This is a genomic window from Bradyrhizobium erythrophlei, from assembly GCF_042430365.1.
GTDB classification, from domain to species: Bacteria; Pseudomonadota; Alphaproteobacteria; order Rhizobiales; family Xanthobacteraceae; genus Bradyrhizobium; species Bradyrhizobium erythrophlei.
The window spans coordinates 27,727-52,247 of the sequence record NZ_JBHMET010000233.1 but is presented as its reverse complement, the minus strand read 5'-3'; the positions used below and the strand labels follow the sequence as shown (position 1 = coordinate 52,247).

18 protein-coding genes and 3 pseudogenes are annotated in these 24,521 nt (G+C 63.1%); 16 read left to right on the top strand and 5 right to left on the bottom strand.

What is annotated here, in order from left to right; genetic code table 11:
* Window positions 1–32 precede the first annotated feature (32 nt).
* The 3 genes and pseudogenes from ACFFWD_RS35560 to ACFFWD_RS35550 all read left to right on the top strand — a co-directional run bounded on the left by ACFFWD_RS35560 (window position 33) and on the right by ACFFWD_RS35550 (window position 2,822).
* Window positions 33–750, top strand: a pseudogene (locus ACFFWD_RS35560) (SOS response-associated peptidase).
* Complete coding sequence (dinB, locus tag ACFFWD_RS35555; RefSeq protein WP_446680537.1) at window positions 747–1,853, top strand: DNA polymerase IV; 1,107 nt, start codon at window positions 747–749, stop codon at window positions 1,851–1,853. Before ACFFWD_RS35560 ends, dinB begins: the two are co-directional and overlap by 4 nt.
* 147 nt (window positions 1,854–2,000) lie before the next feature.
* The gene (locus ACFFWD_RS35550) at window positions 2,001–2,822 is read left to right on the top strand and encodes a hypothetical protein (RefSeq protein WP_376973725.1); all 822 of its coding nucleotides are present in this window, start codon (window positions 2,001–2,003) and stop codon (window positions 2,820–2,822) included.
* A 66-nt stretch (window positions 2,823–2,888) separates the two neighbouring features.
* Here ACFFWD_RS35550 and ACFFWD_RS35545 read toward each other — a convergent pair.
* A pseudogene (locus ACFFWD_RS35545) lies at window positions 2,889–3,017 on the bottom strand (DUF3606 domain-containing protein); the annotation flags it as partial.
* A 498-nt stretch (window positions 3,018–3,515) separates the two neighbouring features.
* Between ACFFWD_RS35545 and ACFFWD_RS35540 the strand changes: the two are divergent.
* From ACFFWD_RS35540 to fbiC, 12 genes and pseudogenes are all read left to right on the top strand, one after another.
* The gene (locus ACFFWD_RS35540; protein ID WP_376973552.1) at window positions 3,516–8,714 is read left to right on the top strand and encodes a DUF4011 domain-containing protein; all 5,199 of its coding nucleotides are present in this window, start codon (window positions 3,516–3,518) and stop codon (window positions 8,712–8,714) included.
* Between the two features lie 345 nt (window positions 8,715–9,059).
* Window positions 9,060–9,737, top strand: coding sequence for a DNA-binding response regulator (locus tag ACFFWD_RS35535; protein ID WP_376973550.1), 678 nt, complete (start codon window positions 9,060–9,062; stop codon window positions 9,735–9,737).
* Window positions 9,734–10,321 carry a hypothetical protein gene (locus tag ACFFWD_RS35530; protein ID WP_376973548.1) on the top strand — a complete coding sequence of 196 codons (588 nt, stop codon included), beginning with the start codon at window positions 9,734–9,736 and terminating at the stop codon, window positions 10,319–10,321. The genes ACFFWD_RS35535 and ACFFWD_RS35530 overlap by 4 nt, the downstream gene beginning before the upstream one ends.
* A 1-nt stretch (window position 10,322) precedes the next feature.
* Window positions 10,323–13,736: a UvrD-helicase domain-containing protein gene (locus ACFFWD_RS35525; protein WP_376973546.1), complete on the top strand. Its 3,414-nt coding sequence runs from the start codon at window positions 10,323–10,325 to the stop codon at window positions 13,734–13,736.
* Window positions 13,737–13,825: 89 nt separating this feature from the next.
* Entirely contained in the window at window positions 13,826–14,338 is a 513-nt protein-coding gene (locus ACFFWD_RS35520) for a hypothetical protein (protein WP_376973544.1), read from the top strand.
* The gene (locus ACFFWD_RS35515) at window positions 14,331–14,828 is read left to right on the top strand and encodes a DUF7665 family protein (protein ID WP_376973542.1); all 498 of its coding nucleotides are present in this window, start codon (window positions 14,331–14,333) and stop codon (window positions 14,826–14,828) included. Before ACFFWD_RS35520 ends, ACFFWD_RS35515 begins: the two co-directional genes overlap by 8 nt.
* A complete protein-coding gene (locus ACFFWD_RS35510) occupies window positions 14,776–15,294 on the top strand; it encodes a hypothetical protein (RefSeq protein WP_376973540.1) in 519 nt (172 codons plus the stop codon). Before ACFFWD_RS35515 ends, ACFFWD_RS35510 begins: the two co-directional genes overlap by 53 nt.
* Window positions 15,295–15,296: 2 nt before the next feature.
* Window positions 15,297–16,754 carry a BilD N-terminal domain-containing protein gene (locus tag ACFFWD_RS35505; RefSeq protein ID WP_376973538.1) on the top strand — a complete coding sequence of 486 codons (1,458 nt, stop codon included), beginning with the start codon at window positions 15,297–15,299 and terminating at the stop codon, window positions 16,752–16,754.
* Window positions 16,755–16,796: 42 nt separating this feature from the next.
* Complete coding sequence (locus ACFFWD_RS35500) at window positions 16,797–17,927, top strand: metallophosphoesterase family protein (RefSeq protein WP_376973536.1); 1,131 nt, start codon at window positions 16,797–16,799, stop codon at window positions 17,925–17,927.
* Window positions 17,927–20,605: an AAA family ATPase gene (locus tag ACFFWD_RS35495; protein WP_376973534.1), complete on the top strand. Its 2,679-nt coding sequence runs from the start codon at window positions 17,927–17,929 to the stop codon at window positions 20,603–20,605. Before ACFFWD_RS35500 ends, ACFFWD_RS35495 begins: the two co-directional genes overlap by 1 nt.
* 26 nt (window positions 20,606–20,631) lie before the next feature.
* Window positions 20,632–21,231: a pentapeptide repeat-containing protein gene (locus tag ACFFWD_RS35490; RefSeq protein ID WP_376973721.1), complete on the top strand. Its 600-nt coding sequence runs from the start codon at window positions 20,632–20,634 to the stop codon at window positions 21,229–21,231.
* Window positions 21,117–21,542 (top strand): annotated as a pseudogene (fbiC, locus tag ACFFWD_RS35485) (7,8-didemethyl-8-hydroxy-5-deazariboflavin synthase); the annotation flags it as partial. The gene ACFFWD_RS35490 and the pseudogene fbiC, both read left to right, overlap by 115 nt.
* A 2-nt stretch (window positions 21,543–21,544) precedes the next feature.
* Here fbiC and ACFFWD_RS35480 read toward each other — a convergent pair.
* Complete coding sequence (locus ACFFWD_RS35480) at window positions 21,545–21,862, bottom strand: DUF5681 domain-containing protein (RefSeq protein WP_376973532.1); 318 nt, start codon at window positions 21,860–21,862, stop codon at window positions 21,545–21,547.
* A gap of 208 nt (window positions 21,863–22,070) precedes the next feature.
* On the opposite strand from ACFFWD_RS35480, the gene ACFFWD_RS35475 reads away from it, so the two are divergent.
* Window positions 22,071–22,241, top strand: a complete 171-nt coding sequence (locus ACFFWD_RS35475) for a hypothetical protein (RefSeq protein WP_376973530.1) — start codon at window positions 22,071–22,073, stop codon at window positions 22,239–22,241.
* 275 nt (window positions 22,242–22,516) lie between these two features.
* Here the strand turns inward: ACFFWD_RS35475 and ACFFWD_RS35470 are convergent, their stop codons facing one another.
* From ACFFWD_RS35470 to ACFFWD_RS35460, 3 genes are all read right to left on the bottom strand, one after another.
* Window positions 22,517–22,735: a PRC-barrel domain containing protein gene (locus tag ACFFWD_RS35470; protein ID WP_376973528.1), complete on the bottom strand. Its 219-nt coding sequence runs from the start codon at window positions 22,733–22,735 to the stop codon at window positions 22,517–22,519.
* 159 nt (window positions 22,736–22,894) lie between these two features.
* Window positions 22,895–23,365 carry a hypothetical protein gene (locus ACFFWD_RS35465; RefSeq protein ID WP_376973526.1) on the bottom strand — a complete coding sequence of 157 codons (471 nt, stop codon included), beginning with the start codon at window positions 23,363–23,365 and terminating at the stop codon, window positions 22,895–22,897.
* Between the two features lie 306 nt (window positions 23,366–23,671).
* A complete protein-coding gene (locus ACFFWD_RS35460) occupies window positions 23,672–23,917 on the bottom strand; it encodes a hypothetical protein (RefSeq protein ID WP_376973524.1) in 246 nt (81 codons plus the stop codon).
* Window positions 23,918–24,521 lie beyond the last annotated feature (604 nt).

Genomic DNA, 24,521 nt, shown 5'->3' with positions numbered 1-24,521 from the left:
AATGCTGCAGCTCTCGAACCGAACCTTGGCCGATGTGCAACCTCTACTCGATCACCACTAACCAGGCGGCCATCAGCGCGCTGTTCCGAGTGGTCAACCGGTACGTCGGCAATCTCGCGCCGATGCCCGGCGTGTTTCCGGACTGCAAGGCGCCAATCGTGCGGAATGGCGCCGGAGGCCGGGAGCTCGCCACCGCGCGGTGGGGCATGCCGTCGTCGCAGCACGCCTTGATGGAAGCGACCAAGAAGCGCGCCGGGAAGCTCGAGGCCAAGGGCAAGCCGGTAGACTTCAAGCAGTTGCTCCGGATGGAGCCGGACGGCGGAACGACCAACATCCGCAACGTGAAGAGCAAGCACTGGACGAGGTGGTTGGGTCCGGAGCACCGCTGCGTGGTGCCGTTCAACAGCTTCAGCGAGTTTAACAAGACCGAGGGCGGCGACATCTGGTTCGCGCTCGACGAGACCCGCCCGCTGGCCTGCTTCGCCGGCATCTGGACCAACTGGACGTCGGTCAGGAAGGTCAAGGAAGGCGAAACCACCAACGACCTCTACGCGTTCCTCACGACGGAGCCGAACGCCGAAGTCGGCGCCGTCCATCCGAAGGCGATGCCGGTGATCCTGACCACGCCGGAAGAGGTCGAAACCTGCGCCTCCGGACGAGGCCCTGACGCTGCAACGGCCGCTGCCTGAAGGAGCGCTGCGGGTCGTCGCTCGCGGCGTGAAAGAAGACCCTGCCGGATCGGCGACGTGACTGACGAGGACGACATCGGCAAGGCCGAGCCCGCGACCCGTCAGCGAAAGATCATCCACGTCGACATGGATGCCTTCTACGCATCCGTCGAGCAGCGAGACAATCCGGACTTCCGCGGCAAGCCGGTCGCCGTCAGCGGATCCCGCGAGCGAGGCGTTGTGGCTGCGGCGAGCTATGAAGCCCGCGCGTTCGGTGTCAGGTCGGCCATGCCGTCGGTGACGGCTAAGCGGCAATGTCCGGAGCTGATCTTCGTGAAGCCGCGCTTCGAGGTCTATAAGGCCGTCTCGCAGCAGGTCCGAGAGGTCTTTGCCGAGCACACGCAGATCATCGAACCGCTGTCACTCGACGAGGCTTATCTCGACGTGACCGAGAACCTGCAGCAGATCCCACTTGCACGGGACGTCGCACTGGCGATCCGCGCCAAGATCAAGGAGGTGACCGGCCTCAACGCCTCCGCGGGCATATCCTACAACAAGTTTCTGGCGAAGCTCGCTTCCGACCACCGCAAGCCGAACGGCCAGTACGTCATCACGCCCGAGATGGGTCCGGCTTTCGTCGAGGCGCTGCCCGTCGGGAAATTCCACGGCATCGGTCCGGCGACCAGCGCCAAGATGAATTCGTTCGGCCTCCACACCGGTCTCGACATGCGCAACCAGACAATGGAATTCATGCAGGCCAACTTCGGAAGGGCTGGCGCACACTACTACTGGATCTCGCGCGGCGTCGACGACCGCGAGGTCCGCGCCAATCGAATCCGGAAGTCGGTTGGCGCGGAAAACACGTTCTCCAGCGACCTTACCGACTTCGAACCCATGGCCGCAGAGCTTCAGCCGCTAATCGACAAGGTCTGGCGGCATTGCGAGGACAAAGGGTCTCGGGGCCGGACCGTGACGCTGAAGGTGAAGTTCAACGATTTCGAGATCATCACCCGCAGCAGGTCGGTGCCTGCTCCGATATCAACCCGCGACGACCTCGAACGCCTTTCGATTTCGCTGCTTCAAAACGAGATACCCGTCCCCAAACCGGTTCGGCTATTGGGAGTCTCGCTTTCGTCGCTGCAAGGCGGCGAGCGGGAAGAAGCGCAACTCGGTTTGCCAATCTAGCGAACATCCAGTCCGCCTCCGAAAATAATAGGTCTATCTGGTCTTCAAGTGCGAATGCCGGCGCGGTTGCAAAAACGGGACTTGCCAATCGACAGCCCCGCGACCGAAAATCGACTGAACCTTGTCAATGGGCCACCTGAGCCGCCAATGCTTACCATTGTCTACGTCCTCGTGAGCGCCGGCCTGGGCTGGAGCATCAGTCATTGGTGGATCGCCAGATACCATCCCTCCTTCAAGACCATAATTGATGGCGCCTGGATCGTCCTGACGGCTGCGGGCGTGATCATGTCTGTCGCACAGTTCGCTTCCTCCAGTTCGCGCACGACCGGGCTGATGCAAGATCTGCAGGCATTGGATGCCAGTGAGAAAACGACGCAAGCCGTGGCAAAGATGACTCGCGAGGCGAGTGCCGTTGCCACCAAATGCAAGAGCAAGGGCCTGAAGCTATCGATCACTATTTCCGGAACACCCGAGGATCTCTGCAAGGTGCTCGACGAGGAAGCCGCTGGTCTCAACGACATCACTGCCATCCACGCCGATCTCAATAAAATTCTCGCGTATCAAGAAGATCCGTCACGGCCTCGGGGAAAATCAGGTCTGATCGATTTCGCTTCCGACCATTTGAGGATCAACCGAACGGCAGTCGGGACAAGGTCCGCCTTGCTCTGCGAAGCGAGGAACAAACTCGCGGGCGACGCTACGATCCGCAAAGAGCCGCAGCAGACGATTTTTGACACCATTGGAACGCTGTGCGACGTCTACAGAGAGGAAAGCGAGTCGCTCCCGCCATTTGTGCCGAAACGCGATGAGTTGTTCTCGATTCCGACGGGATGGTCGATAGCATGGTTCATCTTCTACGCGTTCTTCGCTGGGGCCAGAGTCGCGACCGTGACGATGCCCTCCGACAAGAAACCCATGACGGCAGCAGATCAACCTGAATCGACGCCGCTCACACCCACACCTGGCTGAGCCTTCGCCGCTGCGAAAATCGAGAGCCAGCCGGCGCCGTGCTCGGCGCCGGCGATCGCGGCCTCGGCGACCGAGACGCTTCTCGACCCGCTTGCGGGCGTCGCCGACCTTCTTAACCGCCTTCTTCACGGCGGAGGCTGAACGACCGGTCTTCTTCGCTTCGTAGCCGACTTCGTACCTCTGCCCACCGGCCACCCGGGCTCTACAGACGGCAGCGTCGGCGGCGGCCGAGAGGGCTTCGACGAGAAGTTGATTTAGTGCAGCCGAAGAAACGCAAGGCACGCTAGATGAATTCCCGGGCTAGTCGTACTCGAAGCGAACTTGCCTACTTCAAGTCCGTCGAGCCATTGTAGTTTCCCCTAAATAAGCTGCGGCCGCGGATCTATGCATGTTGCAGCGCTGGTTCAAGCGAGCCAATTGCCATGTCAATGGTTTATAGGCAGCCGTTACCGCGCGGTTAGATATGCGCGCGAGACCCGGTCTAGCGGGCCGCGAAGTCGCACAAAACCGTAGGGATTGCGGTTGGCTGCATTGAACGAAAGAGGGTGCGCCTTTGGCTTGCGGGCCGGTTGTCCGTGAGGCAATATGCACGTGAAATCAAGGGGCATTGCTGTTCTGAGGAGCCGGGTCGGCAAATTCGCACAGGACGAGACGACATGCCTGGCCAACCAGTTCAGGCGGTAATTTCGGTAAATGACGGCGTTCGGGGCAAATAAGGAAACTTTCCCGCATTCGGACAGGCCTGCAACTGGCGGGCATGGATCGGCCGTAGCCGATCTCGTGCGCGACGGTGTTGCCAAAGCGCGCGAGAAGCTGATCGACCTCAGCATGCGCAACACCATGCTGAACTTTCGGCACTCGGAGACGTCGGCGAAGCACGTTCGGATCGTCGACGAAGATCTAGGGTTCCTGGTTGGTACGCTGGCCTCCGGCCAGGCGCTCGATATCATGCCGCTTCCGCCCGTCGAGGAGGTGCCTCGGGATGAAGAGACAGATGGATTCAGAGCGGCGCTAAAGACCGCCAAGGAAACGGACGCTAAGTGGTTAGCGGCCGAGGATGCACGTCGTGCCGCCGGCAATCGCCGCCGCACGAAGGACAAGGTGGCCGAAAGGGCGCTTCGCGATCGCGTGCGTGCGAAGCTCGGAATGCCAGAGTGGCGGGTCGCGACCGATCCGCGTACTCGGGCGCGAGAACTCGGAATCGATCCTTCGTACGATCTGCCACACTCCAAAGATTCCGCTCCACGGCACCACGCTGACAATACGTTGCAGACTCTCTTCTTTCCTGACCGCCTCGAGCCGAAGCTCGCCAGCATTCACAGTGCGGCGCGTGCGCTCCAGGAAGATGCAGGTCTAAGTGCTCTGTGTTTCGCTGTCGGCTTTCTTGAATGGTACGACCAAGACGATTCGACCGATCCAGCTTATGCACCTCTCGTCTTGTTGCCCGTTAACATGGGAAAACGCATCGCGAGCGGTGAATACGTATACTCGATCGCGGGCCGCGATGACGACGAAGCAAGCAACGTTGCGCTTCGCGAGAAGCTGAAGCGTTTTGCCATCGATCTTCCGGAGTACGATTCGGAAGCAGGGATAGAAGCGTATCTTTCTAACGTCGCTGGTTGTCTCAACAACAAGCCTCGTTGGAAAGTAAGGCGTTTCGCGACCATCGGGCTCTTTTCGTTCGCTCGCCAGGCGATGTGGAGCGATCTCGACTCAGCTCGATGGCCGGTAGATGCCCGTCCGGAAGTGCACGCCCTGCTGGGTCAAGTCTATGGCGATGTCGCCGGCGAGCACACCGACAACGTCGCTCCAGTCTATGACGTCGATCAGCCGCAACTCGAATCACAAGCCCCGGCGCTGGTGATCGAAGCCGACGCGTCGCAACTAAGTGGGGTAATCGACGCGACGGCGGGGAAAAATCTCGTCATTCAGGGACCACCAGGTACCGGTAAGTCTCAGGCAATCACCAACATCATCGCGAACGCCCTGTGGCACGGCAAGACGGTCCTGTTTGTCTCCGAAAAGATGGCCGCCTTGAAGGTGGTCAAGGATCGGCTCGACCACATGGACCTCGGCCTCTATTGCTTGGAAGTGCACTCGGCGAAGGCGTCGAAGGCATCGGTGCTCAAATCGATACGCGAGCGCATGGAAACTCCTCGCCGCGTCGCAAACATCCAGGAGGTTGAAAGCGCCCGCGAAGCTCTCCGACAAGCGCGACATCGCCTTACAGAGTACGCGGGCTTGATGAACAGTCCGGCCGGCTCCACGGGTCTCAGCGTGCATCAAGTCCTTTGGGGTGACTTCACCAGAGCCGCGCCGGATCCCGCCCCTCCAAAGCCGGCGGTCGAATTCCGCTTTCCGGACCCATTGGGCATCGACCGCTTCAAGCTTGGAGAGTTGGTCGGAATCGGCAAGGCCTTGGACGACTGGGCGGCTTCGATGGGTAATGCTGCCGAGCCAGCGCAGCAGCCGTGGCGGGGTATCGGCAACCTGAATCTGAATCGATTCGATCGCACTAAGGCGGTCGAAGTCGTCGCTGGTTGGTCTGATGCGCTGAAGCAGCTTCTCAAACACGTCGAGTCGCTTTCTGTCACGACCTCGTGGGAAGGCCTCAAATCCCCAGCCGACGCATCTGCCGCGGCGGCGGTTATTGAGGACCTGCCTGAGGCTGGACCAGACGTTGAGGGAAAGCTGCTTGCCCTCGCGACCGGCGAAGTGGCTCGAAAATCGCTGGGTGATTGGGCCGATCGCTGCATTCGAGCCCATGATCTCGAGTTGCAGGTCGACGGCATCTGCTCAAAGCAGGCTCTTGAAGCCGGCGGTGACGCCGTCGAGCCGCTGATGGAAAAGGCTACTACATTCGACGTGGCCGCTCTTCCGGTCGACGAGATCTCAAAGGCTCTCGACGAAGCGAGGCAATCGGCGGGCGGATTTGCGTCCCTCGTCCAATTGATGGCGGAGCTACTGCACGCGGCGGGGCGCGATCCAAGCGCTGTCCCTGACGTAAAATCTGAGGCGATGGCCGCCGGCTATCTTCTCGTCGTCCCAAAGATCCAACAGGACAATCTACGTTATCGTTCGCCGTCGCTCACAGCGGAAGCGATAGTCGACGAACTGAACGCCGCTCGTGGGCTTGCCGAAGAAGCCAGATCGGCCGCCACTGAGGCTCGATTCTCCGAGCAGGCGACATCGAGCCTCGCGGACTCAATGCCTTCCGTGGGCGAATTGCGTCGAGCCGCAGGAACCCTTCGTTCCACCGGCCTCCTCGGCAAACTTTTCGGCGGAGAATGGCGGGCGGCGCGCGCGATCTGCCGCCAAACGTTCCCAGACGAACCGAAGCTTCCGCCTCTCGAGGCTGCTAAGCGGTTGCTCGCCGCCGCGTTGTGGAAAGATCGATTGCAAAGACTTGACGAATGTGCCGAGGCCAAGGCGGCTTGCGGTCGTCATTGGAAGGGGGCGGAAACTCCGTTTGACCGACTCATCGACGTGTCGGAATGGATGCGGTCGGTACAGAAGGTGACACCACTCGCCGAGCCTAGCGCACGAGAGCTGCGTCGGTTGGCCTTCGAGAGCGAATCCGACGAATTCGCGATGCTCGTCCGTTTCGCGGAAGCCGCCGAAAGTCTGAATCTCTTAGAAGCCTTCCAGACGGCATATGCCGCACGATCCACGATTCACGCGGAGGCAGATAGGCGAGAAGCGCGTGCCTCCGCTCTCGATTGGATCGTCCGAACCAGCCAGCAGTTCGGCATTCAACCAAAGCAGCCAATCGCGGCGCTTCCGAAGGCGTTGCAAATGCAGACAGAGGCTAAGGCTCTCCGGCAACAGATGATGGCCGACGTTATGGCGACGAACGGTTGCTCGACGCTCGCGGCAGGATCGGAATTAGAGCGAGCCAAAAATGTTCGGGCTACGATCCGTTTCGTCGAGAAAGTGCAGTCGACTCAACTTCCGCCGTCGGTTGCACGGTATCTTTTGCAGGAAGGTTACGGCGACCGATTGTTCGGATTGAAGCAAGCCGCAGGAAATCTGAAGGTCGCTATCGACGACGTTGAGCGAGCCGCTCGGACGGCGGACGAACTTCTCATGTTGAGACCAGAAGAATGGTGCGGTGGACCTTTGAGGACTGCACCGATCCTCGCGCAATTGCAGAAATGCGAACGGGCGTCCCAAGTTCCCGATGGTTTGGAAAAACAGATTACGCTGCTATCGACCGAGCTCGAAGCCGCTAACCTTGGACTGAGTGAGCTCATCGGGTGCTGGCCCGCGGCGGGGCTTCGGTATGCCGGCGTCGCAAACGCTGTCGAAGCCGCCTTCTACCGATCGGCGGCGGAGAAGCTCATGCGAGAGCACTCCGTACTGAGCCGGCATGCCGGAAATACTCACGAGCAGGTACGCAAGCGCTTCCAGGACCTCGATCGCGAGATACTTCAGCTGAACCGCAAGCTGATCGCCGCCCAGCTTCATTCGCGATCCATACCGCCAGGTCGACGCGCAGGTTCCACGCGCGACTACACCGACAATGAGATGTTGACTCATCAAACTGGTTTGCAACAGCCACGGATCGCGTTGCGCCGGCTGTTCTCCAACGCTGGGAACGCTATTCGGGCCTATACCCCTTGCGTCATGATGAGCCCGATGTCGGTCGCGCAGTATCTCGAGCCCGGTAGGCACAGCTTCGACCTCCTCGTTATCGACGAAGCTTCGCAGATGCGGCCCGAGGATGCCCTAGGGGCGATGCTACGCTGCAAACAGGCCGTGATCGTAGGTGATCCTGAACAGTTGCCTCCGACTGATTTCTTCAGCGCTTCGGACGACCCGAGCGACGAGAAGGCAGAGGATGCTCCCGAAGAATCGATCCTCGAGCTCGGACGCCGCTGCTGGCATCCGATGCGCATGCTTGAAGTCCATTATCGCTCGCGGCACCAAAGTTTGATCGCCTATTCCAACCGCGAGTTCTACGGCGAACGATTGCTAGTATATCCAAGCCCAGTCCTCGATGATGCCGATTTCGGGGTATCTTGCCGCAAGATCGATGGAGCCTATGAAGTCGGGCAGGGCCGGAACATGAAGGAAGCCCGTGCGATTGTCGAAGAGGCAGCGGAGCTCATGCGTACGCGCGCCGACCGCTCGATCGGCATTGTTGCCATGAACCAGGCCCAACGCGATTTGATCGAAACCTTGATGGACGAGACGGCCGCCACGGATCCCGACATCCAAGCATACCGCGAAAAATGGAACGGAGAGCTCGAGGACTTCTTCATCAAGAACCTCGAAAACGTTCAGGGCGACGAACGAGATATCATCCTGATCTCGACGGTCTATGGACCAACGGCGGATGGCACGTTCCACCAGCATTTTGGTCCGCTGAACCGCGCATACGGCCACCGGCGTTTGAACGTGCTCTTCACCCGGGCGAAGCGCAAACTCACCGTCTTCACCTCCCTCGACCATGGACGCATCGTGGCCGACGGCAACCGTCGCGGCGTTCGCGTGCTGAAGGAATTCCTCGAGTATGCCAGCCGTGGTTCGTTCACCCCCGGCCGCCAAAGCGGGGAGGAGCCGGATAGCGACTTCGAACGATGGTTCCTGTCTCGACTGAAGTCCGCCAACTATGACGCGCATCCGCAAGTCGGCGTCGCGAAGTACCGGATCGACATCGGAGTGGTGCATCCCGACAAGCCTGGCAGCTATATTCTCGGCGTCGAGTGCGACGGCGCTACGTATCACTCCTCCAAGTCGGCGCGTGATCGGGATCGGCTACGTCAAGACGTCCTGGAGAGCCTGAACTGGAAAATTCATAGGGTTTGGTCCACCGATTGGTATCGCGATCCTGAAAGGGAATTCGACCGCCTCGTCCAACGCATCGAGCGGCTACGTGCCGCGCACTAGAAGAGCTCCGCGCACGACCTCGCGCGCTTGGCGCGGGCCCGGGAAAGCGTGTTCTTAAGGGCTCGGACCCCCTTGCCATGACGCGGTGAAGACGCGGCCTGGCGCCACGGTCGAAATCCGTTCGAATCAGCGACCGATTAGCCCAAAGTCCGCGTTGCACGGTTCCACGTTCACCTCTATATGCGAGCGTCGTGCCAAGCTGGCAATTCCAGGTAGTCGAGCATGCTCCGGCCACTTCGTAAAATCAGACGCGACGGAACGCCGTATCGCCGGCGAGCGGCAGTCGAAGCCGCCCTGGATGGTCTGTCCAGCCAGCCCCGAGACCGTATCGTTGAGCGATGTTCGGTGCGTAACCCGGAGCATTCGGACTACGTGTTCTCCGAATGTCTGCTGCACCTCGTCAGGGAATCCAGGTCGGACAATTCCGACGATCACTTCGCGGCGCTCTATCGCGAACTTCGGCGCCGCGTCCTCGCCCGCCTGCCCAGGCCGGAGGTCGGTCGTTCGGGCGATGGAAAGGAGCTGGTCTCAGGGGTCAACCTCGACGTGTCCGACGCGGTCATGGGTCGATTCCAGGAGCTCTTGATCCTTGATCGCCAAGGCTACGAGGAGCGTCTCGACTACTTCGAGATCAATTTTGACGATGCGGTGGCTGCTCTCAGGTCCACGGCGAAAAGGAAGGCGAGGCGCGACCAGGATCGGTCGGCGCCGATGACCTACGACGATGAGACGAGTGAGCTGAACGCGGAGATCGAGGAGGCGGCCGCCACTCAAAATCCGATTTCGGAGTCAAAATTGGACGATCCGGGTTACCGGTCGAGGCTCGACGCGGCGATTGACACCCTACCGGAGCCTCAGCGCCTGGTCATGGAATTGCTGCTGAAAGGCTATCCCATCGAGTCCCAGGAGCCTGGCGTCCACAGCGTCGCCAGCATTCTGGGGTGCACGGAGAAGACCGTGCGCAACCGAAGGGATAAGGCGATCGAAGTGCTCCGCAAGGCACTCAATGAGGAAGAGACATGACGACCCAAGAGCCGGAAATGCCATTGGAGGACGTCCTCCTCGCATTTTCCGTCGAGCCCGTCCACGACAGGGACACGCTCGATCGCTACCTCGCCCTGTACCCGCAATACGCCGAGGATATCGTCCTTCTGTCGCACGACCTCCGCGTCGAGGGTCGCGGCATCGCCGAGGCCTTCGAGGATGAAGACGATTTCCAGAACGCATTGAAACAGCTTCGAGGCGCCGGCACGGCCGAACCCCGCAACGCGGCAAATCCGTTCGAGGCCTTCCGGGGCGCGTCGTTCGCCGCCCTGGCGGACCGGCTGCGCGTGCCGAGGTCGGTTCTCATCGCGTTGCGCGACCGCCTGGTGATCGCGTCCACCGTGCCGCCGGCCTTCGCGGCGCGCGTCGCACGTGCGGTGCGCATGAGCGTAGCGGAACTGGTAGCCTACCTGGAGCTGCCGCCCGTCGTGGCGGGGGCGGTGAACTACAAGGCCGACGCCAAGCCGGCCGCCGACGCCGCGAAGGTGGCATTCGATAGTCTACTTGATTCCTCGCAGGTCACGCCCGAGCAGAAGGCGGATATCTACGAGGCGTCCGACTAGCATGGATGCCGTCGAGCTCGCGCGTCAGACCGCAGAACGGCTGCACCTGGAAGCCGTATCCCGAGGGGCTGACCCCTGGAAACCCTACGACTTCGCGAAGGCCGAAGCCAAGCGCCGGACGATTGCGGTTGAGAAGCTGCCGAAAGGCGACGTCCGCCTTCGTGGCGCGCTCGCGTTGTGGGATCCGGACGCGTTGACGGTGTTGCACGAGGACGCGGGCGACGACTTTGCAAACGCCTTTCTCGTCAGCCACGAATTGGGCCATATCGAACTGGGTGGCTCGGCCGAGGAAAGCGTCTCCTTGTCAGCCGATCCGTCGCGGCCCGCCGAGGCCGCTCCCGTCGGCGTCGATAGGGTCGTCGACTACGGACGCCGCGAGCGTCGCGAAGTCCAGATGGATCTGTTCGGTCGCGAGTTCCTGCTGCCTCGTTCGGTAGCCCGACGGTTCCATGTCGAACAAGGAATGACCGCGTCCGCCATCGCTTCTCGGCTAGGCGCCCCGTTCGACGTCGTCGCGCAGCAGTTGCTGGACGCGCTGCTTCTGCCTGCGGTCACTCTCGACGAGCGCCCGCGGGAGGAAAAGCCGCTCAACGACGAACAGAAGAAGGCGGCGGAGCATTTTGGCACGCCCTTCCTTCTGGAAGCCGGTCCGGGCACGGGCAAGACGCAGACTCTCGTGGCGAGGGTGGAGTGGTTGCTCGACGTCAAGAATGTGCCGGCCGACGAGATCCTGGTACTGACGTTCTCGAACAAGGCTGCGGGAGAACTCGCGGACCGGATCGCCGCGAAACGGCCGCGTGCCGCCGCCGCGATGTGGGTGGGCACCTTCCACTCGTTCGGGCTCGACATCATCCGCCGATACTACGATCGTCTGGGCCTGCCGCCCAACCCGCGCATGATGGACCGCACGGAAGCGATCGATCTGTTGTCCGATGGGTTTCCGCGGCTCGGCCTGACGCACTACCAGAACCTTTGGGATCCCTCGTTCGAGATCAGCGACATCCTGGCCGCCATCTCGCGCGCCAAGGACGAGGTGGTCGGCGCGGCGCAGTACGCCCGGCTGGCGGACGACATGCTCGCTGCGGCCAGCACGGCGGACCAGATCGCGGCGGCCGAGAAATGCCAGGAAGTGGCAAGGGTCTATGCCTTTTACGAGACGCTGAAGAACGAACGGAAGTGTTTGGACTTCGGCGACTTGGTCTCGCGGCCCGTCGAGCTCGTCGAGTCTGACGCCGAAGCCTTGGGGTACCTGCGCGGCCGGCATCGTCACGTCCTCGTCGATGAATTCCAGGACGTGAACCGGGCCAGCGTGCGGCTGCTCAAGGCCATAGCCGGCGACGGAGACAATCTCTGGGTGGTCGGCGACGCCAAGCAGTCGATCTACAGATTTAGAGGGGCCTCGTCGGTGAACGTGGCGCGCTTCGGCAAGGAAGACTTCGCCGGCGGAAAGCGCGGAAGATTGAGGATCAATTACCGGTCCACCGGTGAGATCGTGGATACGTTCGTCGAATTCGCCCGCCGCGATATGAGAGCAGCGGCGGGCGACGAAATAGATCTGGAGCCCGAACGGGGACGCTCTGGCGCGAAGCCGCAATACCGCGCAGTCGACACGGCGTCCGACGAGATTGCAGCGGTGGCGGAAGCGATCGCGGAGAACAAGGCCGCCGGCATCAGCTACCGCGACCAAGCGGTGCTCTGCACGGGCAACGAGCGGCTTGGGAGACTCGCCGCCGGTCTGGAGAGTCTCGGTTTGCCCGTGCTCTATCTCGGTAGCCTGTTTGAGCGCGACGAGATCCAGGAACTGCTTTCGCTGCTCTCGACGTTGATCGACCGCCGCGCCATGGGGGTGGTCCGGATCGCAACCATGCCGCACTTCCGGATGAGCCTCTCCGAGGTGGCCGCTGTGATCCGGCATCTCAAGGAGGCCGAGGAGCAGCCCGTGGAATGGCTCGGCGCTATCAGCGGGATCCAAGGCCTGTCGCCCGACGCGCGGGAGTCGCTGGCCAGGTTGAGCGACGCGTTGCAAGGGTTCGATTCGCGATCGGCTCCTTGGCCCTTCCTCGCCACGTACCTGCTCGACAGGACGAAGATCGCGGCCGGGATCGCGAGTTCGGCAGGTTTGTCAGAGCGGGCCCGGGGCGTCGCGATCTGGCAGTTCATGAACTTCGTGCGATCCCAACCATCCGGAGCCGGATTGCCAGCGCGGCGCCTGCTCGATCGCATCAGGCGCCTGGTCCTCCTCGCGGACGAGCGGGACCTCCGCGAGCTGCCGGCTGCGGCGCAGGGCATCGACGCCGTCAGACTGATGACTATCCACGGCAGCAAGGGACTCGAATTTCGTGCGGTCCACATCCCCGGCATGAACGCCGATACGCTTCCGCGCTCTCCCAACCACGTGAGGGGGTGCCCGCCGCCCGACCGGATGGTGGAGGGCGTCGATGGTACCGGCATCGAAGTCCTCAAGGCCGGCCACGTCGAGGAGCAGGAATGTCTGTTCTTCGTCGCGCTGTCCCGCGCCCGCGACCGTCTGTTGCTCTATTCGCCGACGAAGACGGCGAACGGCAGAACGCGAGCCCGATCTCCCTTCGTCGACAGACTGAGCGGCAAGATCGAGCACGGGTCGGTCCGCCCGAGATCCTCGTTGCCCATTCCTGCGGACGACGTGCCCATTCCGGTCGGCTTTCCTACGGGAATCCGTCTGACCGACCACAAGCTCGGGCTCTACGAGCGATGCCCCAGGCGATTTCTCTATACGCACGTGCTTGAGGTTGGCGGGCGAAGGACCGAAACGCCGTTCATGCGCATGCACGGTGCCGTGCGAGCGGTTGTCGATTGGGTCATCGAGAGCGCGTCCGCACCATCGTCGGCAGAACTCGACGGCCGGCTCGCGGAGGCTTGGGACGAGAACGGTCTCGACGACCAGGGCTATTCAGGCGATTTCGAGCGCATAGCCAGGCAACTCATCGGATACTTCGTGGAATGCCGCTCCGGATACGGCAGGCTGCCCGCCACCGAAATGCGCCTGATCGTGACCGGCGGCGAGATCGTCGTCACGCCCGACGAGGTGCTGTCGGCGCGGAACGGGCGCACGCATGTGCGCTCCGTCCGGACCGGACACGCCGGCTCCAAGGACCTTGAATCGGTGCCTACGGCCGTCTTCGCGTTGGCGGCGGAGGGAGCCTTTCCGGGCTGCACGGTAGAACTGGTCCACCTGAGCGATGCCGCGGTCAACGCGGTATCCATGAAGCCGAGGATGCTGGCGAACAGGAGGGAGGCCGCCGTGGCGGTCTTCGAGGAGATCCGCGCGGGACGGTTTCCGAGAAAGGAGTCGACGCGGACCTGCCCGCGCTGCCCCGCCTTCTTTATATGCGGTCCGGTGCCCGGCGGCCCGCTGGCGAAAAAATTCGAAAAATAGAGGCCTCGACGTTACCGGTCGGCCGATCCCGCTCCGATTGACCAGTTGAAGGCGGCCCATTGGGGGGCGCTGGTATCGGAGAACTACTTATGAATATTCACGACAATCCGCAGACGGAGGGCGGCCTCGTCGAAGAGGCGGTCCACGTCGAGGTCGAGATCGAGGATCGCGTCGAGATCCTGGCGTTGCAGCCGGACGGCGAGGTCGAACTGGTCGAGATCATCCGCGAGAGGCTGGCGATCGGCGAGGACTTCCACTTCTTCGAGCGCGGCCGCGACGAGTCGTTCAGGCATCACGACCGCGGCCGCAAGCACGTGCGGCTGGTCGCCCATCGCTGTCACCAGGTCACCCTCGAGGTCGGCTTCGAGCAGCACTCCAAGCCGCATCACTTCAAGCCGTCGACCACGATGTTCAAGGCGCTGCAGTGGGCGGTCAGCAAGCACGGCTACGACCTCGATCCGACGAACGCGGCGAAGGCCAACCTGATCCTGCCCGGCGCGGACGCGCCGCTGCCGCGCGAGGACGTCCTCGGCAAGTACGTCAAGCCGGGCCAATGCACGCTGGTCGTCGATCTCACGCTCAAGGACTTCAGCAATGGCTGAGGAGACGCGTTCCGCCTCCCAGCGCTCGCTCGAGGACCAACTCGGCTCCGTCCCGTTCCAGGCCGGGGTCGAGGAAGGTCGGTGGAAGATCCTGCGCTATGAATTCCCCACCCTCGAGGTCGAGGTCACTGCCACCGATCCGTTCGGCGGCGCCACCGCCAGCCTGCAGTTCCAGCTCGTGTGCGACAACTTTCCTGCGCTGGGCCCGTTCGTCCAGCGCTGGGACCACGCCAACCAGTGCCGTCCCGCTGCGCCGACCAACAGCTCCCCTGGCGTAGTCGACGCATTGAAAGACTGGGGGGATATTCCCGGCAGCCATGGCGGCATCTACCGCGCGTGGCAGCGCCACGCGGCCGCGCACAACGCTTGGGCCGCGAAGCGACCCGACGAAGCCTGGCGCCGCGATCGTCACATCACATTCATCATGGAGAAGCTCTATGCGCTCGTTGCTGAACACGCTGCTTGGCTGGCTCGGTCTAGCGCCGCCTAGGCTGCGTTGCCGGCGCGCGGTGTGGGACGCAGGCGTCGACGAGCTGGAGCGGCGCACGTTGAGCGGGCGGCGCGAAAGCGGCGCCTATCTACTCGGAAGCCAACGATCCGACGGCAGCCGCGATATTTCGGAATTCGTCTTCTACGACGACATCGATCCGAAGGCGCTCGATACCGGCATCGTGACGATCCGTCAGACCGCGTTGCCGCGTCTCTGGGAAGTCTGCAGAGCCCGCGGCCTAGGTGTCGTCGCAGACGTGCATGTCCATCCGCACGGGTACGGCCAGAGCGAATCCGACCAGGCCAATCCGGTCATTCCTCGCGTCGGCCACCTCGCACTGATCCTGCCGAACTTCGCGCGCGGGCGGCCGCTGCCCGGATCGATCGGCATGTACGAGTTCCTCGGCAACGGCGAGTGGGCCTCGCACAGCGGCAAGGGTGCGCGGTTCTTCAGGTTGGAGGGTTGAACATGACGATCCATTGGAAACGGTCGCGCATCACCAAGGCCTTCGCCGACGCATCGCGAGTCGGATCCTTCGCGGAGGCCGAGGCGCGGCTGGACGCCATCAGATTGGAGATCGTCGTCGCGGCCGACCAGCTCGCGACGTCCGCGGGACAGGCCGCGACGCTCACAGCGGTAGCAACCGCCCGAAAATGCTTCGGCCGGGTGACCGTCGTCGCCGATCGCGACGCCGCGTTGATCGCGTCGTTGCCGTTGGGCAAGACGCTCCTTGAAGCGGTGCGGCGACTCGGCGGCCGGGCCATCAAGAGTCCTAGCGGCAAGGCGACCCACGAGATCCGCGTCGGCAGCGCGCCAGCCAGGGCCGCCTGGAGTGTCGCATGTTGGTGGAATCGCTGGTCGGCGGGCACTCGCGCCTTTACGGACGAGCCGGCCGGCGATTCCCGGCTCGCATTGGCCGGCACGTTCGCCGGCGCGCTCGCGGTCAGGCAGGTGTTCGCCTGCGCCGTCGCCGGCCGTAACCTGCCGCCGCGCGACGAGACCGTCTCGTTGTGGACGCCGTGGAGGGAGGCCGACCGCGCGGATGCCGGCCCGGAGCGCTTCGACATGCCTGACAAGCTCTGGCTTCTCGCGCTCGGCCATCTCGGACAAGCATTCGTCTGGAATCTCTGCCTCCTCGGCGGCTCCGGAGACAGGCTCGCGGTGCTGCAGGACGACCAACTCGTCGCGGAGGAAAACGAGGCGACGAGCCTGATGGTGCTGCCGGGCGGTCGGCAGCTCAGTCGGAAGAAGACGAGGACGAGCGCGGCGTGGCTAGAGGCGACCGGCTGGCGGACGGATGTCATCGAGCGAAGGCACTTCGGCGATATCGCCCTGACGCCGGACGACCCGCCCTACCTCGTATCGGGGCTGGACAGGGTGGAGCCCCGGCTTGTCCTCGCCAAGCACGGCTTTCCCTACATGATCGATGCCGGCATCGGCCACGGTCCGGGAGATTTCGAGGGAATACAGATCAGGACGATCGCGAAGGGCCAGTCCATCGACGGTCTATGGAGCAAGCCCACGGCCACCGACGAGCGGCGCGTGGCGAAACTTCAGGACAGTCCGGCCTATCGCGAACTCGAGCAGCACCTCGGCCGCTGCGGAACGTTCGAATTCGCAGAGGCCAGCGTGGCCGTACCGTTCGTGGGAGCGGCCACTGGGGCTCTGGTTCTGGCTCAGATCATCCGGCTCGCTTCGCTCAATGAAGTCCCTGCACTGTTCCAGATGGAGCTCGGCGCGCCGCAGATGGTGTCGTCGGGAGCGATGCTGCCGCCGCCGAAAGTCAATCTCGGTAGCCACGAATACCGGCTGGGAGCGGGGCGCGACTCGGACGGCGAAAGCGAGAAATCCGGAACGATGGACGGAGTCAAATCGCGTCGCCGGACACGACCCGGTATCCACAGCGACGGCGAAAACGCTGGTTAAACCGAGAGAGCGGCGTCAACGTCGGCCGAAAGGAATCACGACATGCGAATCATTCATTCCGCCGACTGGCAGATCGGCAAGGTGTTCAAGCAGTTCGGCGCAAAGGAAGAGACGCTGCGACAGGCTCGTCTGTCCGCCATCGAACGTCTTGGCGTCCACGCCAGGGAGAACGGTGTTCGGCACGTCCTCGTCGCCGGCGACGTCTACGACAGCGAGGCGCCCTGCGCCCACACGCTGCGCGCGCCGATCGAGCGCATGAAGACGTTCGGGGACGTTCACTGGCATCTGCTCCCGGGTAACCACGATCCGCACCGTCCGGAGGGCGTCTGGGATCGGGTCGCGCAGCTCGGCGTGCCTGAGAACATCCACCTTCATCTCTCGCCGATTCCGGCGACGCTCGACGAGAACGCGGCCCTGCTGCCGGCACCGCTGCTCCGCAAGAGCGAATTCGACGACATAACGGCATGGATGGACGCGGCGTCGACCCCGCCGGGCGCGCTGCGGATCGGCCTCGCGCACGGGTCGGTGGTCGACTTCGGCAGCGGCGGCGAAGCATCCAATCCGATCGATCCCACGCGCGCTGCGAAGGCACATCTGGACTATCTCGCGCTCGGAGACTGGCACCGCACGCTGCAGGTGGGCGCCAAGACATGGTACGCGGGAACGCCCGAACCCGATCGCACTGGCGGCCAGGAGCAGGGGACCGCGCTCCTCGTCGACATCGCGGGTCCGGGCGCGCCTCCCTCGATCACCCGGCTCGTCACCGGCACCTACCGCTGGGTCACGCGCTCGGAGCGGTTCGACGACGAAGAGGCATCCGCCGATCTCGATCGTCGGCTGCGCGAGGAGCCCGATCTCTCGCGGTTGGTACTACGCCTCAAGCTGGAAGGCAGCCTGCCGTTGGCAGCATACGGAGCCTTCCGACGCCGCATGATCGATCTCGACGCCGCGGTGTTCGATCTGGATCTGGATGAGGCCTCGCTGGCGGCGCGGCCGACGCTGGCCGATCTGGAGGCGATCGATTTCGACGGCGTGCTGCGGCGTTCAGCCGATCGACTCAAGAAGATCGTCGACGACTCCTCCGCCGCACCCGATCTGCGACGGCGCGCCGAGGAGGCGCTCGTCGAACTCTATCTCCGTGTGGCCGGCGCCGTCCGCGAGGAGGCCGCCTGATGCTCATCAACGCACTCAGCGTCGAAGGAATCGGCCGCTTCGCCGGCGTCGCCCGCGTGGACGGGTTCGGTGCAGGCGTGAACGTACTGGCGGCGGGCAACGAGGTCGGCAAGTCCACCCTCTTCAAGGCCATCCGGGCGTGCCTGTTCCTCCGTCACGACAGCAAGACCCAGGAGCTAAGGGATCTGGGATCCGACGACAGCCAGCTTCCCGCCACCGTCGAACTGGACTTCGACCACGAGGGGCGGCGCTACGTTATCCGGAAGAGCTTCCTCCGTTCTCCCTTGGCCGTCCTGACGGAGGACGGCCGCGAGATCGCCCGCGCCGGCGAGGCCGACAAGGCGATCTGGGACATCCTGGGCATGGCGCCCGGGAGCGGGCGGAGCATCGACGACGGCGCGTTCGGTCTTCTATGGGTGGGGCAGGGCGCCTCGTTCAGCGCGCCCGTTCCAGGTTCGGGCGCTTCGTCGCTCCTCAACTCCGCCATCGAATCGGAGGTCGGAACGCTCGTTGGCGGGGAGCGCGCGCGGCTGGCGATCGACGAGATCACGGGCGAGATACGGCGAAACATGACCGACAGCGAGCGCGGTCCGCGTAGCGACGGCCCGCTCGCCCGTGCCCGCGAACGGCTTGAGCATTGGCAAAAGGCGGAAGCCGACGGCTTCGCCAAGGTCGGCGCTCTCGAAAAGCAATTCGCCGAACTTTCGCAACACCGCAGGCGGCATCGCGAAGTCAAGGATCCGGCCGCCGTGGCGCACATGACAGAGGAACTCACGGACGCCCGAAACAAGCTGCGCGAAGCGCAGGCCGCGCACCAGGAAATCCGAAGCCTCGAGGCGGAGACATCGGCGGCGCGGCGCGCGCTCGAAGGCGCGGCCCAACGCCTGCGGCAGCTCCGCGAAATCGCCGAGCGCGTGGATCGCAACCGTTCTCTCGAAGCGGATCTGAACGGAAGCCTGCCCGGAATTCTCGCGCAGGAGGAGGAAGCCCGGGCATCGCTCGCTCGCACCGTGGAGGCGTCGGCGGCGACCGAAGGCGAAGCCAAGGAGCTGACCGTCCGGGAGCAGCATCTCGGACGACTGGCCGCCGCGGTGCTTCGCGCCTCGCGCAAAGACGAATTGATCCGCCGGCTGGACGCGCTCGAACGGGCCGCCGGCAGTCTCAGAGCGATCGACGCCCAGCTTTCGCAGGTCCGCGTCGATCCGGAGACCGTCGCCAGGCTCGACGACCTCGACCGTCAACTGGCGTCGTTGGACGCGCAGCTATCGGCGGCAGCGGCGACCTTGGCGATCGAAGTGGGCCCGGCGGGTGCCGGGCAGGTGCGGGTCGGTTCGCTCGGCGTCGACGGCAACCACGTCACGGCCGTGCTGGCGCCGACGAAGATCACGATCGGCGATCTCGCGACGATCACGGTCACGCCAGCTCTCCATCCCCGGCATGAAGCGCGCAAGCGCCTCGATGCCGAGAGGTCGGCGCTCCTCGCGGCGGCCGGCGTGGAAGACGCTGCGGAGGCTCATGCGATCCTGACGCGCCGTCGCGATCTTGAGCACGGTCGTCGCGGCGTCCTCGCCGAGCTGAAGGGCCTCGAAGCGAGCGACGATCCGGCGAGAGCCGGCGCCGCCGTGAGGTCCGAACTCGCCGAGGTGAAGGCGGCCATCGACGCCGTCCTCGCGGCGACCGGCCGAGCGGCGCTGCCCGGTCAGGCGGAGATAGATTCGGAAAGACTTGGCCACGAGCAGAGGCGCGCTTCGCTCGAAGCCCGGCATGAGAAGCTCGCGGCCGCCAGGCAGGAGCATCAGAGGGCCGTGGAAGCCGTGGTCGTGCGCCGCGCCGACGTCTCGACCAGACTGGAATTCGTCCGGAAAAGCATTGCTGAGGACCTCGTCGTGTGTCCCGACGCCGACCGCGTGGCCCGCGACGCCGCGCTGGTCGCCGAAGTGGCTGCCTGCGAAACCATGCAGCAGACCAAGGCGGCCACGCTCGCCGCGGTCCGGCAGGCAGCCCCGGATGCCGCCGAGATCGACCGCCGCGAACTGCGTTGCTCCCGGCTGGAGAAGGCGCTCGAAAACCACAACGCGGAGCTCATGTCGCTGGAGCGCGACATCGGCCGGCTGACCGGCCAGATCCAGGCGGCTGGAGGCGACGGCGTCGGCGAAGCGTACGCCGCCGCGCAAGAACAGCGGAAGATCGCCGAACGCGAGTGCGCGCGCATCGAGGAACGCGTCGCTACGCTGCAGTTGTTGCGCGACACGGTCGGCGATTGCCTCGCCGAAGGCCGGGAACGCTACTACGAGCCCGTTCGGCGTCACCTGCGGCCTTATCTGAACGATCTTTTTCCTGGAGCGGAGCTCGAGTTGGGCGATGGGTTCGCGGTCACCGGGATCAAGCGCACGCGTTCGGAGAGCTTCAGGCGGCTTTCCGGAGGAACTCAGGAGCAAATCGCGGTGCTCGTGCGTCTGGCCATGGGAACGCTGCTGGCTGAGCGCGGAGGCAATGTGCCGATCATCCTCGACGACGCTTTGGTCTATTGCGACGACGAACGCATCAACATGATGTTCGACGCACTCAGCCGTGCCGCCAAAAGTCAACAGGTTGTTGTCCTGACCTGCCGATCGCGTTCGTTCGCCCCGCTGGGAGGAAACACGCTGCGGGTCCAGATCGACAGTGAATTCCACTAGAGGCACAGAACAACACCGTGTCCTCAATGTTCGCTTGGAGTGGGGTAGGGAAAAGAATGCCGTTCGGCAGACGCGATGTCTTTACTCGCCTCGTCGGAGCAGTGGCCACTGCTACGGCTTCGATCTGCACGCCGAATACTGCGCGCGGCCATTCGCGTCGGGTGTCCCAGGCCGACCTCAATGACGCCATCGAGCGGCACGCCATGTGGCTCGTGGACGGTGTACGGGGCGCGCGGGCGATCTTCTCGCACTGCGATCTCTCTGGGCTCGATTTCGGGTTCGAGCGCGAAACGCCGGTCGACCTTCGCGAGGCGGATTTCACAGGGGCGGACCTGACCGGGATCAAGGGCAACGAGGTCAGCTTCGTGCGCGCCGCAATACGCGGTGCAACACTGTCATGGTCGCATTTGAAGCGTCCAGTATTTTCGTATGCAAGCCTGCGCGACACGAGGTGCAACGACGTCGTTTGGGGTTGGGATGACTGTTTGGATAAGAAATCCTCTCCACTAGCTACGTGCATTGGGCGCGTCATATCCTGCGGCTGCGCGATCTTCAGGCGGAGACGGGCGGATTCACTGAATTTGTGCCGCTGCCGTTCGTCCACATGGAGACGCCGATTTATCTGAAGGGACGCTCCCGCAAGGGGCCGACGTTCCGTGAAGTGGTTCTCATGCACGCGGTCGGCCGGCTCGCATTGCACGGCATGATCTCCAACATTCAGACGTCCTGGGTGAAGCTTGGCGAGGATGGCGTTCGCGCCTGCCTCCAGGCCGGCGTCAACGATCTCGGCGGCACGCTGATGGACGAAACGATCTCACGTTCCGCCGGCGCGCAGTATGGCCACGAGATGTCGCCGCGCGAAATGGAGACGTTGATTAGGGCGATGGGACGCGTGCCGCGTCAACGCACCACGCTCTACGCCGATGCCAATGAGGAACGCTATGTCGCTTCGCTCGATCCTTCGGAATTAATACCGATCGTGACCGGACTGAAGATGCGCCGCCCGGCAGGCGGAGGCGCCAAGCGTCGCGGATCCCACAACGACATCCTGGTCGTTTGATCCCGCCTTGTTGAACGAGACGTCAGGACCAATGGTGGATCCGATAACCTGCTGCGCGAACCTCGTGGCCGCCCAGCGGGATTGCCGCTTTGCCCGGGCCGCCAAGGCGGCGCCAGATTGCATTTGGCCGGCCTATTCTTTGGCTCCGGCGGCGCAAGCTCGCCGGTTGGCTGCTCAGGCGGGACCAGATCACTCATACCGCGCCCCATGTGGGGCAAATCATCAGACTGCCATCGGCTAGGGCGCGGTTTATCCTAGGTTAGTTGGAACTAAGCCACTCTCAAATTCAACTTAGGCCACTAAGGGATAAAACAGGCCAGCGCCGGACTTTTTCAAAAAATAGCCCGGAACGGTCCTAAGCTAGGTTGGTTGGAAGAGCATGATTTTCACGTTGGAGATCATGCGATGTTCAAAACAGAGGAACCCATCGTCCGCTGCAAGTGTGGACGCGAACTGACGAACCCCCGGACGTTCCTCGACACCAAGACCGGAAGGCGCTTTTTAACGGAGCGCTGCGAAGCGTGCCGAGAAATCGTCGTCATGCTGGCCGATGAAGGACCGGCGGTGTCGCGATGAGCCGGGAGACCTTACAGGCTCGTACCGAGCAGGCGCTTGTGGTCATTGTGCTCAGTACCGCGACGCTGATTTCCTGCTTCACCCTAGTTCTTTCTCAGATGTAAGGCCGCCACCGACTGACGCCATTGTTAGCTCTATGGCATTTGCGTGTCGTCGCAGCGATAGTCCTCGCAGTAGATCAGCATGCCCCGCGCGCCGCTGGAGCGCATCTCGCCGAAGATGATTTTCTGGGCGCGCGTCATGACCGACGATCGCGCCGATCGCTCATGGTGAGATCAGCTCTCGATACGCGTCACCGTCGAGATCGGCCATCTGCCCTCGTGTCCTCTGATCGAGATGCGAAGCCCGTGCTCATCGTCGAGGATGACGTCATCGATCGTGCCGGCCTTGCCGTCGGTCAAGACGACGGTCCTCCCGACCAGCTCCTTCTCGGCAGCATGCAATTCGCGGAGGATGTTCATGGCTCGCTTGTCGCCGTTGCTTGAAGCGTTCATGAGCGTCGCACTCACCCATTTGGGGTGGCAATTCTAGCACGCAAATGCACCTGTTTTGGTGCTTTGAGGTGCGCATCATTTGATGGCAGCCCGCGCCCGAGCTGGCGGGCCGGCCAGTGCGCTGCGAACACCGGCCAGACCCTGGCAAGCGTCGGGCGGTCATCCCGCGCGGGTCCATTTCGGACCCACGGCGAAGCGTCCCTTCGTGAATGGCACCGCATGCCCAGTCCTGTCATGCCAGTTCGGCACGATGTTCGCAGATCCTGCCGCGCCGCAGACGGGGCCGTCCAGCGACAGTCCACCAATTCGGTTATACCGGAAAAGGTAGATTTCACGGCCGCAGGCCATGAGATATTTCGGGGTTGTGCCGTCCCTCTTACCGGCACTCAGAACCCCGAACGGCCTCAGCATGTCCCCCCGGCTGAGGCCGTTCTCCCAAGCAAAGGCCATCACCCCGTGGCCAAATTTGTTGCGAGCGATCTGCCCTACGTTTATCGCGGGCGCAGGCGAGATTGGAAAGGCCGGCGCTGCCGCGTGGTGAGCCGTGGCAACAGGAATAGTTGCCAAGTCGAATTTGCGGATGGCTTTCGACTGATAACCACCCGGGATGCGCTTCGACTTTGGCCCCACGGCTTTGCCCCTCCCAAAACAAAGGAATAGTCACCGCCTGTTGGCGACGTCAGGAAACTCGAGAGCACCCGATACCGGAGCTCGACGCCAGATAGCCTCACATCGTCGTCCGCCCAGCGGTCGGCGGCACGACACGAGCGAGATTTCTTGTGGACCCGGTCCGCCGGCCGAGTCACGCGGGAAAATGCAGAACCAGCAAGACAGTCGAAACGGCGACTAAGGCGGTAAACGCCAAGACCACGACATAGAAGACCTTGCCGTTCGTTCTGCTCGGCACCTTGCGCCAGTGCATGGCAGTCTCCTCGCTCAGATTTTCGGCGCAGCACCGGCCCGGTCAAATACTGGCGTTTTTTCGATGTCGCTGGAGCCACTCCCGGAGGGCGTATCTTCGGTGGCGTGCCGCAACGACTCGGTGGTGGCGTCGAGTCCGTCGACGGTTTCGTTTGCCTGACTGCCGGAGTCGTGTGGGTGAGCGGGAACCTGTCCAGCGCCGGAACCAGTAACGGCATCCATTGCGCTCGACCGACGTGGCATCCGATTTTTCTGTGTCATCGGAACCTCCCTGACGAGTCAATTTTTTCGCTCGCTGCAGGTTCCGCCCAGCAATTCAAGTCAAACCGGGCTGGAGTGGCAGCAGCGGTGGTCCGAACAGTAGACCAGCACGCCCATTGAGCGGATCTCTCTGAAGGTGATTTTCTGCGCGCGCGTCACGACCAACGATCTCGCCGATCGCACACGGTGAGAAGCCGCAAGCGATCGCGGCGCTGATGCTCCAGCAAACAAGGGACTGGTCGAGGCGCAGTCTCAAGGTGTGCCGCGCAGCAACGTCACGATTGTTGCATAACTTCGACCTCAGGGCAGCCGATGGGTGCGCGTCCCGCGTTATCTTTGGGTGCGAAATCGCCAGCGGTTATCCCCACCTTTCAAGGTTCCGGCGCGATGCAACATCTTGCCTGATCGCAAGTTCTGCACGCAGATTGCTCGACGGGATCAGTGTGCCAGGCTCGTCTTGTGGGACAGGACGATCGTCTACTTGGTGCATTGGCAATAGTTTTGTCGGTGTTTTGCTCAGGGCCCTGGCACCCGTGGTGGTGGTTGCATTTTGAACGCAAGGTGTGTGCGCCAGCGTTAGCTCGCTCGGCGCTCACAGGGGAGG

Coding starts and splice junctions, on each gene's coding strand:
- ACFFWD_RS35550 (WP_376973725.1), top strand. CDS start 2,001: ATGCTTACCATTGTCTACGTCCTCGTGAGCGCCGGCCTGGGCTGGAGC.
- ACFFWD_RS35540 (WP_376973552.1), top strand. CDS start 3,516: ATGACGGCGTTCGGGGCAAATAAGGAAACTTTCCCGCATTCGGACAGG.
- ACFFWD_RS35530 (WP_376973548.1), top strand. CDS start 9,734: ATGACGACCCAAGAGCCGGAAATGCCATTGGAGGACGTCCTCCTCGCA.
- ACFFWD_RS35525 (WP_376973546.1), top strand. CDS start 10,323: ATGGATGCCGTCGAGCTCGCGCGTCAGACCGCAGAACGGCTGCACCTG.
- ACFFWD_RS35520 (WP_376973544.1), top strand. CDS start 13,826: ATGAATATTCACGACAATCCGCAGACGGAGGGCGGCCTCGTCGAAGAG.
- ACFFWD_RS35515 (WP_376973542.1), top strand. CDS start 14,331: ATGGCTGAGGAGACGCGTTCCGCCTCCCAGCGCTCGCTCGAGGACCAA.
- ACFFWD_RS35510 (WP_376973540.1), top strand. CDS start 14,776: ATGCGCTCGTTGCTGAACACGCTGCTTGGCTGGCTCGGTCTAGCGCCG.
- ACFFWD_RS35505 (WP_376973538.1), top strand. CDS start 15,297: ATGACGATCCATTGGAAACGGTCGCGCATCACCAAGGCCTTCGCCGAC.
- ACFFWD_RS35500 (WP_376973536.1), top strand. CDS start 16,797: ATGCGAATCATTCATTCCGCCGACTGGCAGATCGGCAAGGTGTTCAAG.
- ACFFWD_RS35495 (WP_376973534.1), top strand. CDS start 17,927: ATGCTCATCAACGCACTCAGCGTCGAAGGAATCGGCCGCTTCGCCGGC.
- ACFFWD_RS35490 (WP_376973721.1), top strand. CDS start 20,632: ATGTTCGCTTGGAGTGGGGTAGGGAAAAGAATGCCGTTCGGCAGACGC.
- ACFFWD_RS35480 (WP_376973532.1), bottom strand. CDS start 21,862: ATGAGTGATCTGGTCCCGCCTGAGCAGCCAACCGGCGAGCTTGCGCCG.
- ACFFWD_RS35475 (WP_376973530.1), top strand. CDS start 22,071: ATGTTCAAAACAGAGGAACCCATCGTCCGCTGCAAGTGTGGACGCGAA.
- ACFFWD_RS35470 (WP_376973528.1), bottom strand. CDS start 22,735: ATGAACGCTTCAAGCAACGGCGACAAGCGAGCCATGAACATCCTCCGC.
- ACFFWD_RS35460 (WP_376973524.1), bottom strand. CDS start 23,917: ATGACACAGAAAAATCGGATGCCACGTCGGTCGAGCGCAATGGATGCC.